Source organism: Allobranchiibius sp. GilTou38 (genome assembly GCF_017565325.1).
GTDB lineage: Bacteria > Actinomycetota > Actinomycetes > Actinomycetales > Dermatophilaceae > Allobranchiibius > Allobranchiibius huperziae.
Map to the genome: position 1 here is coordinate 63,245 of NZ_JAGEKN010000010.1, position 13,889 is coordinate 77,133.

Sequence of the window (13,889 nt, forward strand, 5' to 3'; positions counted from 1 at the left end):
GCGGTTACCGCGACCCGGACGGTCTGGACCATTGGGGTCGGGACGATCACGGTTGTCGCTCCACGTAGTCGGCGGTCAGCTGGTCCATCTTGCGGCCCTGCACCAGTGCCGTGATCCACAGCGCGAGGAAGATCACCCCTACCACGAACATCAGCGGCACCACGAAAACCGCGGCCAGCGTAGCGATCTGGACCACCCAACCCAGCGCGACACCCCAGGGGCGACGCATCGTTCCCGCCGTGACGATGCACAGCACCGCCAGCACGCCACCCACCCAGAGGTACGCCGGGTGGCCGACGCCGTCACGCGATCTGGCGATCGCGTACGCCACCAGCCCACCGAGCAGGACCACTACGACCTGGAAGGCGACCACGACGGCGGCCAGCCGACGGGTCATCCGGTCGCCCACGCCGTACAGCAGCACGCCGCCGGGTGCGACCCGGTGGCCGGACGTGTCCGTGCCGCTCACGTGTCGGTCGACCCGAGCAGCGCGCGGACCTCGGCCGCCGTGACCACGGATCCGGTCGCGAGCACCCCGCCCGCGACGCCGCCCTCGTCGGCGAGCTCGGCGGCCCGGTCCAGGGCCTCGGGAAGGCTCGGCACGACGAAGACCCGGTCCTCGCCGAAGATCTCGGTGGCCAGCTCCCCCAGCCGGTCGGGGTTCGTCGCCCGCTCGGACCGCGTACGGGTCACGACGATCTCGTCGAGCACCGGTTCGAGCGTCTGGAGGATGGCGTCGGCGTCCTTGTCCTGCAGGATCGCGATGACGCCGACGAGCTTGGCGAAGTTGAACGAGTCCTCCAGCGCGTCGCGCAGCGCCCGAGCGCCGGCGGGGTTGTGCGCGGCGTCGACGAGCACGGTCGGTGAGCGCCGCACGATCTCCAGGCGCCCCGGCGAGGTGACCCGCTCGAGCGCCTCGCGCAGCACGTCGATGTCGAGCGGCTGCTCCCCGCCGCCGACGAACGCCTCGACCGCCGCGATCGCGGTGACGACGTTGTGCGCCTGATGGTCGCCGAAGAGCGGCAGGAACAGGTCGTTGTAGTCGCCGGCGAGACCGCGGACCGACACCTGCTGACCGCCGACCGCCTGGTCCCTGGCCAGCACGGAGAACTGCTCGTCCTCGCTGACGACGGTGGCGCCGACCTCCTGGGCGCGCTCGGCGATCAGCCCGTGCACGTCGGGCTCCTGGCGACCGACGACGGCGATAGCGCCCGCCTTGACGATGTCGCGCTTCTCGAGGGTGATCTCCTCGATGGTGTTGCCGAGCAGCCGCTGGTGGTCGATGTCGATCGGGGTGATGACCGCGACCTGGCCGTCGGCGACGTTCGTGGCGTCCCACCGGCCGCCGAGCCCGACCTCGACGATGGCGACGTCGACGGGCGCGTCGGCGAACGCGGCGTACGCCATCACCACCAGCAGCTCGAAGTACGTCGTGCGCGGCTCGCCGGCCTCGGCCGCCCGCTGGTCGACGAGCTGCACGTACGGCAGCACGTCGTCGTACGTCGCGACGAAGCGTTCGGGGTCGATCGGTTTGCCGTTCAACGCGATCCGCTCGCGGATGTCATGCAGGTGCGGTGAGGTGAACCGCCCCGTCGACAGGCCCATCTCGCGCAGGATGCGCTCGATGAAGCGCGTCGTGCTCGTCTTGCCGTTGGTGCCGGTCAGGTGGATCACCGGGAAGGTGCGCTGCGGCTCGCCGAGCAGCTCCATGACCTGCACGACGCGTTGCAGCGACGGCTCCGGCGTGCTCTCAGGGGTGCGGGCCAGGATCTCCCTCTCGACCTCGTGCAGCCGCTTGCGCAACTCCAGCTGGGCCTCGGCCTCGCGCGCCGCTGCGTCGGGACGCCCGCTGCTCATGCGTCCTCCCTCAGCACGCGGCGCACCCAGATGCTGTCCGGCACACCGGATCCTGCGGTCTCCCGCTCGTAGAACTCGAAACCGAAGTGCGCGTAGAAGCCCGCGGCGTTCTCGTTGCCGTCCAGGTAGGACAGGACCATGCTCTTCCATCCGTCGTCGGTCGCACGGCTGATCGCCGTGCGCAGCAGCCGCGAACCCACGCCGCTGCCCTGGTGCTCGGGGAGCACGTAGAGCTTCCAGAGGGCGATCTCGTCGCCGAGGGGCCCGACCACGGACACCCCGATGATCTGATCCCCGACCGCGGCGACCGTCGCCCGACCGGACCGGATGGCCGGGATGGTGGCGTCCGCGGTCCACCACTTCGCCAGGCCCATCGCCACGTAGTCGTCGCCCGCGATGGGGCCGTACGTGCTGGGCCAGGTCTGCCGTCCCACCTCGATGACCCCGAGAAGGTCGTCGCCGACCGCCTCGCGGATCTGGACGCGCTGCGACACCTCCGCCGCGGTCATCGCGGACCTCCCGGTCGGCTCGGCACACTGACGGCGATGGTGACCTTCTTGCCGTCCCCGAGCTGTACGACGGTGCCGCCGGGCAGCTCGTGCCCCGCACCGGCGGCCCCGAACTGCACGGCCAGGGTCTCGCCCATGATCAGCGACTGGTGGGCGACCACGGCCTGCCACACGTCGTCGTCACCGGCGACCGACAGGCTGATCCGGTCGCTCACGTCCAGGCCCGCCTCACGGCGCTCCTGCTGCACCGCGCGGATGACGTCGCGGGCCAGCCCTTCCGCGCGCAGCTCGTCGGTCACCGCGGTGTCGAGCACGATGAAGCCACTACCTGGTAGCCCGGAGAGCATGGCCGGCACCTGGGTCGAAGCCGCGTCGCCGGACACGACCGTCTCCAGGGTGTACTCGCCCTCGAGCAGGGCGAGGCCGCCACTGGTCACGGAGCCGTCCTCGGCCACCGACCAGTCGTCGGACTTACTGCCCTTGATGGCCTGCTGCACGGCCCGGCCGAGACGCGGACCGGCGGCTCGGGCGTTCACCGAGAGTCGCTGCGTGACGCCGTACTCCTCCTGGGTGGCGTCCGCCAGGTCGGCGAGGCGCACCTCGCGCACGTTGACCTCGTCGGCGATGACGCCGGTGAAGTCGGCCAGCGCCTCCGGGTTGGGCACGACGACAGTGACGCTCGGCAGCGGCAGCCGTACGCGCAACTGGTGGGCCTTGCGCAGGCTGGAGGTGGTCGAGCAGATCGCTCGCGCCCGGTCCATCGCCTCGACGAGCGCTTCGTCGCGGGGCAGGTCGTCCGCAGTCGGCCAGTCGGTCAGGTGCACCGACCGGCCACCGGTGAGCCCGCGCCAGATCTGCTCGGCCTCGAAGGGCAGCAGTGGCGCCGCGACCCGGGTCAGCACCTCCAGCGCGGTGTAGAGCGTGTCGAACGCCGCGTGCGTGGCGTCCGAGCCGCGGGATTCGCTGTTTCGGGGTCCCTGCGAAGTATCGGAGGGAGCCTGCGACCGGTGAACTTCGTGGGGTGAGGTGGCCCAGAACCGCTCTCGGGACCGGCGGATGTACCAGTTGGTGAGGACGTCGAGGAATCCGCCGACGCTCTCGCAGGCTCCCGCGATGTCGTAGACGTCGAGCTGGGCCTGGGTCGTGTCGACCAGGTCGCGCAGCTTGGCCAGCAGGTAGCGGTCCAGCACGTCGGTGCTGGCGGTCGACCACTTCGCCTCGTAGCCGGCCGCGTTCGCATAGAGGCTGAAGAAGTACCAGCTGCTCCACAGCGGCATCATCACCTGGCGCACACCGTCGCGGATGCCCTGCTCGGTCACCACCAGGTTGCCGCCGCGCAGGATCGGGCTGGCCATGAGGAACCAGCGCATCGCGTCGGCGCCGTCGCGGTCGAAGACCTCGGACACGTCGGGGTAGTTGCCCAGCGACTTGGACATCTTGGCGCCGTCGGAGCCGAGGACGATGCCGTGGCAGATGACCGACTTGAACGCCGGCCGGTCGAAGAGCCCGGTCGCCAGCACGTGCAGCGTGTAGAACCAGCCGCGGGTCTGGCCGATGTACTCCACGATGAAGTCGCCGGGGAAGTGGTGCTCGAACCACTCGGCGTTCTCGAACGGGTAATGCACCTGGCCGTAGGGCATCGACCCGGAGTCGAACCACACGTCCAGCACGTCGCTCACCCGGCGCATCGTCGAATTCCCACTGGGGTCATCGGGATTGGGCCTGGTCAGCTCGTCGATGTAGGGGCGGTGCAGGTCCGGCACGCGCTCGCCGGTGGCCGGGTCGATCCGCCCCGGCAGCACGCCGAAGTCGCGCTCGAGCTCCTCGAACGATCCGTAGACGTCGATGCGCGGGTGCGCCGGGTCGTCGGACTTCCACACCGGCACCGGACTGCCCCAGAAGCGGTTGCGGGTGATCGACCAGTCGCGCGCGCCCTCCAGCCACTTGCCGAACTGGCCGTCCCGCACGCCGCCGGGCACCCAGGTGATCTCCTGGTTGTGCGCGAGCATCCGCTCCTTGATCGCGGTGACCTGCACGAACCAGGACGACACCGCCATGTAGATGAGCGGGTTGCGGCAGCGCCAGCAGTGCGGGTAGCTGTGGTCGTAGGTCTCACGGCGCAGCAGCACCGTGCCGGGGGTGACCCGGCCGTGCTCGTCCGCCCCACGGGTCGCGGCCTTGAGGTCGTCGATGATGTGGGAGTTGGCGTCGAAGACCTGCATGCCCTCGTATTCGTCGACCGGCGCGGTGAAGCGACCGTCGGGGCCGACCGGGATCACCGGCTGCATGCCCTCGCGGTCGGTGACGATCATGTCCTCCTCACCGAACGCGCCCGCGCTGTGCACGAGCCCGGTGCCGTCCTCGGTGGTGACGAAGTCGGCCTCGACGACCCGGAAGGCGTTCTCGTGGCCCAGGTAGTAGCCGAAGGGCGGGGTGTAGGTGCGCCCGAGCAGGTCGGCGCCGGTCAGACGCTGCACGACGTGGGACTCCCAGTCGGCGTCCGCGGCGCCGAACAGATCCTTGGCGTACGACGCCGCGCGCGCCGCCGCGAGGATGTAGCGCTCGGTGGTGCCGGTGACATCGGACTCCAGCACGACGTAGTCGATGTCGGGGCGCACCATGATCGCCAGGTTGGACGGCAGCGTCCACGGCGTCGTGGTCCAGATGAGGGCCAACTCCCCTGTCTCCAGACGCAACCCGACGGTGACGGCCGGGTCCTGGCGCATCTGGTAGACGTCGTCGTCCATCCGCAGCTCGTGGTTGGACAGCGGCGTCTCGTCGTTCCAGCAGTAGGGCAGCACGCGGAAGCCCTCGTAGATGAGGCCCTTGTCGTAGAGCGTCTTGAACGCCCAGGTGACCGACTCCATGTACTGCGGGTTGAGGGTCTTGTAATCGTTCTCGAAGTCCACCCACCGGCCCATCCGGTGCACGTAGGACTCCCACTCCCCCGTGTAGCGCAGCACCGAGGCGCGCGCCGCGTCGTTGAACTTCTCGACGCCCATGTCGAGGATCTCGTCCTTGGTCTTCAGGCCGAGCTGCTTCATCGCCTCCAGCTCCGCCGGAAGCCCGTGGGTGTCCCAGCCGAAGCGTCGTTCGACCCGCTTCCCGCGCATCGTCTGGTAGCGCGGGATGAGGTCCTTGACGTAGCCGGTCAGCAGGTGGCCGTAGTGCGGCAGACCGTTGGCGAAGGGCGGGCCGTCGTAGAAGACGAACTCGTTGCTGCCGTCCTGGCCGGCGTCGCGCTGCTGCACGGAGGCCTGGAAGGTGTCGTCCTTGGCCCAGTAGTCCAGCACCGCGCCCTCGATGGCCGGGAAGTCCGGGCTGGGTGCGACGCCTGAGCCGGTCGTCGCGGGGGAGCCGTCGGCGGTGAGATCGACCTTCGGGTAGGTCATGCGGGTGCGTCCTTCGGTCTGCGAATCGTCCTCTGCGCTGCCCGAGGACGACGTACGCCGGTCTGTCACCGGCGACACCGCGGTACCACCCCGCTTGCCGTACATCCCGCGTGGCGCGAGCGTACGACCGCTTGTTCCTGAGCTGTGACGGGCTCGTCCCGTCCGGGTCTACTGGGCGCCGTCGACGCTGTTCTTCCGGAAGCTCGCCGCTGATGACGGCTCGAACGCTGTGTGACCCAGTGTACGGCGTCCGCGCGGGGTCGCCCTCGCGCGGCGCACGGGCGATCCGAGGGACGGTTCTCGACGCGGTGGGGGTTCTGCGTTCTCGGCCAGTGCTGCAGTCCTGGCCGAGAACGCATACCGCACACTTCGTCGACAGCCCGGGACGGGTCTGCTCAGTCCGGCACGACCGCGACGGCGCACCGCGCGACCGCGTCCAGGCTGAAGCCGGCGGTCGGCGAGCCCAACTCGCGGAACAGCTGCGCGCGCACCGCGGCGCGGTCCTGTTCGGACAGGCCGAGGCAGTACGCGCCGGCAGGCCCGACACCCGCGAGGAAGCCCGACCACAGATCCTCGAAATCGGCGTACTCCGCGCTCACGGGGAGCGTGGTCTCGGGCTGCACCCGCCAGCCGGCCGCGGCGAAGAGATCGCTGATCTCGCCCGCCGTCCCGAAGCGCAGCCGGCGCGACTCGTCGGGGGCGGTGGGATCGACCGCGAGCGCGGCATCCCAGAACGACCGCAGCATCTGCATGCCGCCCGCGGAGTCCCAGACGCAGACCGCCGCGCGCCCTCCCGGCGCGAGCACCCGCCGGAACTGAGTCAGCGCGCGCTCCGGGTCACCCACGAAGTGCAGCACCAGCTGGGCGAGGACGACGTCGAAGGACCCGTCGTCGAAGGGGATCTCCTCAGCGGCACCCCGGCGTACGTCGACGCCGGGATGCCGCGCCGAGCACTCCTGCACGAACGGCTCCGAGGGGTCGCACGCCATCACCGAGCGGATCCCGAGACGGGTGACGAGCTCCCCTGTCAATGCGCCCGTTCCGCACCCGACGTCGAGCACCGTCACTCCCGCGCTCACGTCCGCGGCGTCGGCGAACCGTGTCGCGAGCGGCCGTGCGTAGCGACCCATGAAGGAGTCGTAGTCCTTGCCGGGGACCCCGAACCCCCAGCCGCCGTCGACGGGCCCTTCGGGCAAACCAGGGTTCTGCATGCCGCTGTCCTCACGGGGCGCTCGCAGCTGATGTCCGAGCGAGTCGACCCATGATGCACCCGGACGCCGTCGCCACGTGGTCATACTTCGTGCATGGGGCGCGGGACGTGTGCGGCGGCGATCGTCACCGTCGCACTCACCGGGTGCAGCGTGAGCTTCCACACCGGTCGTACGACATCGTCGTCGCGTCCGGACCCGGACCCGCCGACGATCGTGCACCACGGTCAGGTGTCGATGGACTTGCGGCAGACCCCCACCCGTGCCGCCTTCGGACTGCCCACCGGTCAGAACTGGCGCGGATACGAGGCCGGGTACCGGCACTACTACCGGCTCACGGTCACCCTGCCCGGCGGCGTGCTGGAACTGCCCGCCCACTCGATCGACGGTGACACCGACGACGCGGGCGGTGCCGTCGACACCGACCACAGCCACCGGCCGAAGTACTTCACGGTCGACGTGCTCTACCCCTCCGAGGACGCGGCGGACACGGCCCTGGCCCAGCAGTCGGCGCTCCTCGGCATCTCCCACCGCCCGTCCGCCTCGGACGCGCTGGTCGACGGATCGCCGTCGCGCGACCTCTTCGTCGAGGTGCAGCGCCAGTCGAACCTGTCCGCCACGCTGTCGGCTCCCGGAGAGCGCTACTACTACTTCAGCTTCGACCGGTACCACAACGCTGCCGTCGCCGCCGTCCTGCACGACGGTCGGATGGACCTCGACGCGCGCACGCGACCCAGCCGGGCGCAGCTGGGCTTCCTCGACGACTACGCCCGGGCGGACATCCAGACGACTCCCCCGTCCAAGGCCCCGGTGGCGCTGACCCTGCGTACGCCGCACGGCACGGTGACGCTCGCCGTCGATTCGCTGACCTCGACCTCGGGGCGCGACGCCGACCCGCAGCTCGTCCGCCAGCGCGCGGCCCCCTCCCGCACGAGCACCACGTGGGTTGGGACCGTGGCCGAAGCACGCGCCCAACTGGTGCGGGCCGCACCGGCGCTGGGCCTGGCACCGTCCGCGATCTCTGCTCTGTTCGCCGGTCCCGCCGACACCGCGCGCACGATCCGGACGACGACGTCGGCGTACGACCTGGAGGTCAGCGTGCAGGCCGATCCGTCCGAGCCCGGCCCGTACGCGGCGAGCATCGGCTACCGCTTCACCTGGCGGGATCCTGCAGGCTGAGCCCGCAGGTCAGCGGCGCTGTTGGCCGACCCGCTCGTGGATCAGGTCGAGGTGGCGTACGCCGTCGCCGCGGTCGAGGTTGTCCGGGTGCACCTTGCCGCCGAGCGCCAGGATCGGGGTGAAGAAGTAGATCTCCCCCTCACGCAGCTCGTCCTTGCGCTGCCGGGCGCCCTTGTGCGGCCCGGCGAGGTCGCGCGGGTGCGAGGTCGGGCCGGGCAGGTGCTCGCCCAGGAACGCGGCCATGTCGCCGTCGATGACCGTATTGGTCTGGAAGTGCGGGTCGAGGCAGGAGATCACGTCGCGCCCGTCGACCCGCTCGTAGTGGTAGACGTGCCCGAAGCTGGTGACGGCGAACGGGACGCTGGCGACCTGATCGCCGAGCCACACCTGCAGCGTCGACACCCAGTGGCCCGGATCGACGATCGCGAGCGCCTGGTCGCCGTAGAAACCCAGTCCATACGCGCGCCACAGCTCCACGAGCGCGTCCGGCAGGCGCCCATCGGCGTACTCCAGGAACTGCGGACTAGGGACCCGCACGTCCGCACCCGGAGGGAAGGCCTGCACGAAACGGCGTACGGCGGCGCCGATGTCGCTCGCGCGCTGGTCGGACGTCTGGGTCATGGCGCGGTGTCTCCTTCGGGGGTCGGGCGGGTACGTCGACCGACGGTAGTCGATCCGGGCGAGAGCGGGCGGCGCCACCGCGAGGCTCGGCCCGGCCGGTTGTCAGCCGATTCCCGGTGCCGGCGTCACTCCTGCGCTGACAACCACGCTCGGCGGCCCGCGGAAAACCCCGGTGAGGGCATCGGCGCACGTCTGGGATCATTACGGCCATGACCGAACGCCCCGCCGCAGCCCACTCCTCCGTCCCCGACCGGCCCACGGTCGACGGCCTCGAGGAGCGGTGGGGCGCGGTATGGGCGCGTGAGCAGACCTACGCGTTCGACCGCGAGCGCGCGCTGAGCCTGCCGCGCGAGCAGGTCTACTCCATCGACACCCCGCCGCCGACGGCCAGCGGCAGCCTGCACGTCGGGCACGTCTTCGGCTACACCCACACCGACTGCATGGCGCGCTACCAGCGGATGCGCGGCCGCGAGGTGTTCTACCCGATCGGGTGGGACGACAACGGCCTTCCGACCGAGCGCCGCGTGCAGAACTACTACGGCGTGCGCGGGGATCACGCCGCGGCATACGACGCCGACTTCGTGCCGCCGTTGCAGGGCGCCGAGGGCAGGTCCGTCAAGGCGGCCGACCAGGTGCCGATCAGCCGCGCGAACTTCATCCCGCTGTGCGAGGAGCTGACCGCGCGCGACGAGGAGTCGTTCGAGCAGCTCTTCCGCACGCTCGGAGTCTCCATCGACTGGCAGCACTCCTACCGCACCATCGACGACCGCTCCCGCGCCGTGGCCCAGCAGGCGTTCCTGCGCAACCTCGCCCGCGGCGAGGCCTACCAGGCCGAGGCGCCGGGACTGTGGGACGTCACCTTCCAGTCCGCAGTCGCGCAGGCCGAGGTCGAGGCGCGCGACTACCCCGGCGCGTACCACCGGATCGCCTTCCACCGCACCGACGCCGACCCGGTCCACGTCGAGACCACCCGCCCGGAGCTGCTGCCCGCCGTGGTCGCGCTCATCGCCCACCCGGACGACGAGCGGTACGCCGACCTGTTCGGTACGACGGTCACCTCGCCCCTCTTCGGGGTCGAGATCCCCGTGCTGGCCCACCCGGCCGCCGAGCCGGACAAGGGCGCCGGCATCGCGATGTGCTGCACCTTCGGCGATCTCACCGACGTGCAGTGGTGGCGCGAGCTGCAGCTGCCGATCCGCTCGGTCATCACCCGTAACGGCCGCATCCAGGGCGAGACGCCGGAGTGGATCGCGGGCGGCCCCGGGGAGGCCCTCTACGTCGACGAGCTGGCCACCAAGACGGTCTTCTCCGCCCGCAAGGCCGTGGTCGACGCGCTGATCGCGAGCGGCGACCTCGACGGCGAGCCGAAGAACACCCAGCGCAAGGCGAACTTCTTCGAGAAGGGCGACAAGCCGCTGGAGATCGTGACCAGCCGCCAGTGGTACATCCGCAACGGCGGCCGCAGCGAGGAGCTGCGCAAGGAGCTGGTGGCCCGCGGGGGCGAGATCGACTTCCACCCGGGCTTCATGCGCAGCCGCTACACCAACTGGGTGGAGGGGCTGAACGGCGACTGGCTGATCAGCCGGCAGCGGTTCTTCGGCGTTCCGTTCCCCATCTGGTACCCCATCGACGCCGATGGCGAGATCGACCACACGCGACCGATCGCGGCCGACGAGAGCCAGCTGCCGCTGGACCCGCAGGTCGACGTGCCGTCGGGCTACACCGCCGAACAGCGCGGCGTGCCCGGTGGTTTCGCCGCCGACCCCGACATCATGGACACCTGGGCGACGTCGTCGCTCACCCCGCAGATCGCTGCAGGGTGGCCTGTCACCAGCGACCCGGAGTCCCGTAACGACCCGGCGCTCTTCGACGCGATCTTCCCGATGGACCTGCGTCCGCAGGGTCACGACATCATCCGCACCTGGCTCTTCTCCTCGGTGGTGCGCAGCCACTACGAGCATGGTGAGGCGCCCTGGCGCGGCGCGGCGATCAACGGCTGGATCCTCGACCCGGACCGCAAGAAGATGTCCAAGTCCAAGGGCAACGCCGAGACCCCCCTCGACGTCGTGCTGCAGTTCGGCGCGGACGCGGTGCGCTACTGGGCGGCGTCCGCGCGGATGGGCGCCGACTCGGCGTACGACACCGGGCAGATGAAGGTCGGCCGGCGCCTGGCGATGAAACTGCTCAACGCCAGCAAGCTCGCGCTGACCATCGGCGAGTCCGACGGCGACCCGGCCGCGGTGACGCACCCCCTGGACCGCGCGATGCTCGCCGGGCTGCGCGACGTCGTCGAGGTCGCGACCCGTGGGTGGGAGAACTTCGACTACACCCGGTCGCTGGAGGTCACCGAGAGCTTCTTCTGGACCTTCTGCGACGACTACATCGAGCTGATCAAGGACCGCGCGTACGGCGCGCAGGGCGACGAGGGTGCCGCGAGCGCCCGGGCGGCCCTGCGGGTCGCGCTGTCGGTGCTGCTGCGGCTCTTCGCCCCGTTCCTGCCCTACGCCACAGAAGAGGTGTGGTCGTGGTGGCAGGAGGATTCGGTGCACCGCGCGTCCTGGCCGACGGTCGCCGAATGCGGTGCCGCCGAGGGAGATTCACGTGCACTGCGGGTGGTCGGAGACGCCCTGGCCGGGATCCGCAAGGCCAAGTCGGACGCGAAGCTCGGCATGCGCGCGCAGGTCACCTCGATGACGCTGACCGCGCCCGCGGATGTGCAGGAGCTCATCCGGGCGGGTGAGGACGACCTGCGCGCCGCCGGCAAGGTGACCGGCATGACGTACGCCGACGGGCCGGCCCTCGCCGTACAGGACGTCGAACTGGTGCCACCGCCCCCGCGAGGCGCCTGACCTCGCTCCGCCTGCCGGTTGTCAGCGGTTTGGTGACGTATTCGCCACAGATCCGCTGACAACCGCGGGGGCAGATTACAGTCACGGCATGGTCAGCGGGGGACGCGCGACGCACCTGCAGCGACGGGTCACCCTGATCGCTGTCGGCGTCGCCGTGCTGGTCCTGGCCCTGCTGGCCGCGACGACCCGTCGTCCCGCGATCGTGCACAGCTCCACGAGGACGACGTCCTCGACGCCCCTCCCCACACCCACCACAACACCGGCGTCATCGTCCCCGGCCGCGACGGGCCACCGGACCTCGGGGGGCTCCGGGCTGACCGTGCTCGCGGTGCTGGTCGTGCTGCTCGCCGTGCTGCTCCTGGTCCTGGTGATCGCGGTTCTGGCGCTGGGGGCCGGCCCGCTGTCGGAGGCGCTGCGCCGTCGCTGGGACCAGCGCCGATCCTCGTCGGCGAGGCGACAGCACGTCGGGTCCGCCCGGTCGGAGGTCCTGACGGAGTCCCTTCCGGATCTGCTGCGGGCTGTCGAGCAGGGGTCACCGCGGGCCGGAATCATCGCGGCCTGGGTGCGGCTGGAGGGCATCGCCGCCGACGCCGGGGTGCCGCCGCATCGCAGTGAGACGCCCGCGGAGCTGACGATCCGGGTCCTCGACGGCATGGACGTCCCCGGGCGGTGGATCCTGCGCCTCGCCGACCTCTACCGCGAAGCCCGCTTCAGCGACCATCCGATGAGCGAGGACGACCGCGCCGAGGCCGTGCACTGCCTCAACGCGCTGACCGCCGGCGAGACGGTCCGAAGCACGGACGGGAGCCCCAGTGGCCGTCAGTAGAGGTCGGTGGGCGACCCGCGTGCTGCTCGCCGTGGCTGCCGTGGCGGTCGTGGTCATCGGGGTCAGGTTGAGCAATGAAGACATCGCCGTTCTGCCGCTCGGCGCCGGGGTCTTCGCCGCATGCGCGGTGTGCTGGTTCGCGGTGGACGCGGGCGCAGCGGCATCCACCGTTCGGTGGACCGAGCCGGCGGAGTACCCCGCGCACTACACCCGGGGCGACCCCGCCGCGAGCTATCTGCGCCGGCTGTGTGAGGAGGCCACGTCGAACGGCCGCCGCACCTCGCCCACGGCCGCCGCGGCGTTGCAGGACGCCGTCCGCCAACTCGTGCAGGACCGCCTGGAGCAGCGCCCGCTGCGGGGCCTCCCGGCACTCGAGTCGTTGCCCCCGCCGCTGGAGCGCTATCTGCGGACCGATCCCGCGCCGCGACTCCGCCCCGAGGACCTGGACCACGTCGTCACATCGATCGAGGAGCTATGACCGCACCGATGACCCCCTCCGATGCCACCCGCAGGGCCGGGGAGGTGCTGGATCAGGTCGAACTCGCCGTGATCGGCAAGCGCAAGCAGCTGGAGGTCGTCCTGGCGACGATCCTGGCCGGCGGCCACGTGCTGATCGAGGACAACCCCGGTCTCGGCAAGACCCTCGCCGCACGGTCCTTCGCGCAGTCCCTGGGGCTGTCGTTCGCGCGCGCCCAGTTCACCCCCGACCTGCTCCCGTCGGACCTGACCGGGTCGTTCGTCTACGACCAGGGACGCGCGGAGTTCGTCTTCCGGGAGGGACCCGTCTTCACCGGGCTGCTCCTCGCCGACGAGATCAACCGGACGCCGCCGAAGACCCAGGCCGCGCTGCTGGAGTCGATGCAGGAGCGGCAGGTGACCATCGAGGGGCAGACCTTCGCGCTCCCCCGACCGTTCCACGTCGTCGCGACGGCCAACCCGGTCGAGTACGAAGGCACCTACCCGCTTCCTGAGGCCCAGCTCGACCGCTTCCTCAGCCGCATCGCGTTCGGCTACCCGGAAGAGGCCGAGGAGATCGACGTCCTCGAACGCCGGATGGCGCGCCGCGAGGAGGCCGTCACCCTCTCCCCGGTGATCGACGCGAGCGAGCTCATCGCGATGCAGGATGCCGTGGAACAGGTGCGGGTCGACCCGTCGGTGACCCAGTACTGCGTACGCCTCGCCGCAGCCACCCGGTCCCACGGCCAGCTGGCGATGGGCTCGTCGCCGCGAGGCTCGCTCGCCCTGGTCCTCCTGGCACGCTCGGTGGCCGTCGTCCGCGGTCGCGATTTCGTCACGCCGGAGGACGTCAAGAGCGTGGCGACCGCAGTGCTCGCCCACCGGGTGAGCGTCCTGCCGGAGCTGTGGATGACCTCGGTGTCCGGAGTCGACGTCGTCCGGGAACTGCTGCAGACGGTGGCCGCCCCCTCGTCCAGGGTGCGGTCGTGACG

General features: G+C 70.8%; 11 protein-coding genes. 5 read left to right on the plus strand and 6 right to left on the minus strand.

Annotation, left to right across the window (positions count from 1 at the left end; translation table 11 throughout):
- Positions 1-46: 46 nt before the first annotated feature.
- From JOB34_RS14505 to JOB34_RS14525, 5 genes are all read right to left on the minus strand, one after another.
- Positions 47-469, minus strand: a complete 423-nt coding sequence (locus JOB34_RS14505) for a DUF4233 domain-containing protein (RefSeq protein ID WP_347813880.1) — start codon at positions 467-469, stop codon at positions 47-49.
- Positions 466-1,857: a folylpolyglutamate synthase/dihydrofolate synthase family protein gene (locus JOB34_RS14510; protein ID WP_208053357.1), complete on the minus strand. Its 1,392-nt coding sequence runs from the start codon at positions 1,855-1,857 to the stop codon at positions 466-468. The genes JOB34_RS14505 and JOB34_RS14510 overlap by 4 nt, the downstream gene beginning before the upstream one ends.
- Positions 1,854-2,366 (minus strand): GNAT family N-acetyltransferase, encoded by a 513-nt coding sequence (locus JOB34_RS14515; protein WP_208053358.1) that lies wholly within the window; start codon positions 2,364-2,366, stop codon positions 1,854-1,856. Before JOB34_RS14515 ends, JOB34_RS14510 begins: the two co-directional genes overlap by 4 nt.
- Positions 2,363-5,758 (minus strand): isoleucine--tRNA ligase, encoded by a 3,396-nt coding sequence (gene ileS, locus JOB34_RS14520; RefSeq protein ID WP_208053359.1) that lies wholly within the window; start codon positions 5,756-5,758, stop codon positions 2,363-2,365. The genes JOB34_RS14515 and ileS overlap by 4 nt, the downstream gene beginning before the upstream one ends.
- A gap of 395 nt (positions 5,759-6,153) precedes the next feature.
- A complete protein-coding gene (locus JOB34_RS14525; protein ID WP_208053360.1) occupies positions 6,154-6,969 on the minus strand; it encodes a class I SAM-dependent methyltransferase in 816 nt (271 codons plus the stop codon).
- 93 nt (positions 6,970-7,062) lie between these two features.
- Between JOB34_RS14525 and JOB34_RS14530 the strand changes: the two genes are divergently transcribed.
- The gene (locus tag JOB34_RS14530) at positions 7,063-8,145 is read left to right on the plus strand and encodes a hypothetical protein (protein WP_208053361.1); all 1,083 of its coding nucleotides are present in this window, start codon (positions 7,063-7,065) and stop codon (positions 8,143-8,145) included.
- A 9-nt stretch (positions 8,146-8,154) separates the two neighbouring features.
- Here the strand turns inward: JOB34_RS14530 and JOB34_RS14535 are convergent, their stop codons facing one another.
- Positions 8,155-8,766 (minus strand): GAD-like domain-containing protein, encoded by a 612-nt coding sequence (locus tag JOB34_RS14535; protein ID WP_208053362.1) that lies wholly within the window; start codon positions 8,764-8,766, stop codon positions 8,155-8,157.
- 209 nt (positions 8,767-8,975) lie between these two features.
- Here JOB34_RS14535 and valS point away from each other — a divergent pair, with 209 nt between their 5' ends.
- The 4 genes from valS (at position 8,976) to JOB34_RS14555 (ending at position 13,887) form a co-directional block, all read left to right on the plus strand.
- Positions 8,976-11,615: a valine--tRNA ligase gene (gene valS, locus JOB34_RS14540; RefSeq protein ID WP_208053363.1), complete on the plus strand. Its 2,640-nt coding sequence runs from the start codon at positions 8,976-8,978 to the stop codon at positions 11,613-11,615.
- An 88-nt stretch (positions 11,616-11,703) separates the two neighbouring features.
- On the plus strand, positions 11,704-12,441 hold the full coding sequence (locus JOB34_RS14545) for a DUF4129 domain-containing protein (protein ID WP_208053364.1): 738 nt from the start codon (positions 11,704-11,706) through the stop codon (positions 12,439-12,441).
- A complete protein-coding gene (locus JOB34_RS14550) occupies positions 12,428-12,919 on the plus strand; it encodes a hypothetical protein (RefSeq protein ID WP_208053365.1) in 492 nt (163 codons plus the stop codon). The genes JOB34_RS14545 and JOB34_RS14550 overlap by 14 nt, the downstream gene beginning before the upstream one ends.
- An 8-nt stretch (positions 12,920-12,927) precedes the next feature.
- A complete protein-coding gene (locus tag JOB34_RS14555; protein ID WP_243758160.1) occupies positions 12,928-13,887 on the plus strand; it encodes a MoxR family ATPase in 960 nt (319 codons plus the stop codon).
- Positions 13,888-13,889: the final 2 nt, after the last annotated feature.

Excerpts from the sequence above, each read along its gene's own strand:
- ileS (WP_208053359.1), bottom strand. The coding sequence starts at position 5,758 with ATGACCTACCCGAAGGTCGATCTCACCGCCGACGGCTCCCCCGCGACG.
- JOB34_RS14545 (WP_208053364.1), top strand. The coding sequence starts at position 11,704 with ATGGTCAGCGGGGGACGCGCGACGCACCTGCAGCGACGGGTCACCCTG.
- valS (WP_208053363.1), top strand. The coding sequence starts at position 8,976 with ATGACCGAACGCCCCGCCGCAGCCCACTCCTCCGTCCCCGACCGGCCC.
- JOB34_RS14555 (WP_243758160.1), top strand. The coding sequence starts at position 12,928 with ATGACCCCCTCCGATGCCACCCGCAGGGCCGGGGAGGTGCTGGATCAG.
- JOB34_RS14525 (WP_208053360.1), bottom strand. The coding sequence starts at position 6,969 with ATGCAGAACCCTGGTTTGCCCGAAGGGCCCGTCGACGGCGGCTGGGGG.
- JOB34_RS14530 (WP_208053361.1), top strand. The coding sequence starts at position 7,063 with ATGGGGCGCGGGACGTGTGCGGCGGCGATCGTCACCGTCGCACTCACC.
- JOB34_RS14535 (WP_208053362.1), bottom strand. The coding sequence starts at position 8,766 with ATGACCCAGACGTCCGACCAGCGCGCGAGCGACATCGGCGCCGCCGTA.
- JOB34_RS14510 (WP_208053357.1), bottom strand. The coding sequence starts at position 1,857 with ATGAGCAGCGGGCGTCCCGACGCAGCGGCGCGCGAGGCCGAGGCCCAG.
- JOB34_RS14515 (WP_208053358.1), bottom strand. The coding sequence starts at position 2,366 with ATGACCGCGGCGGAGGTGTCGCAGCGCGTCCAGATCCGCGAGGCGGTC.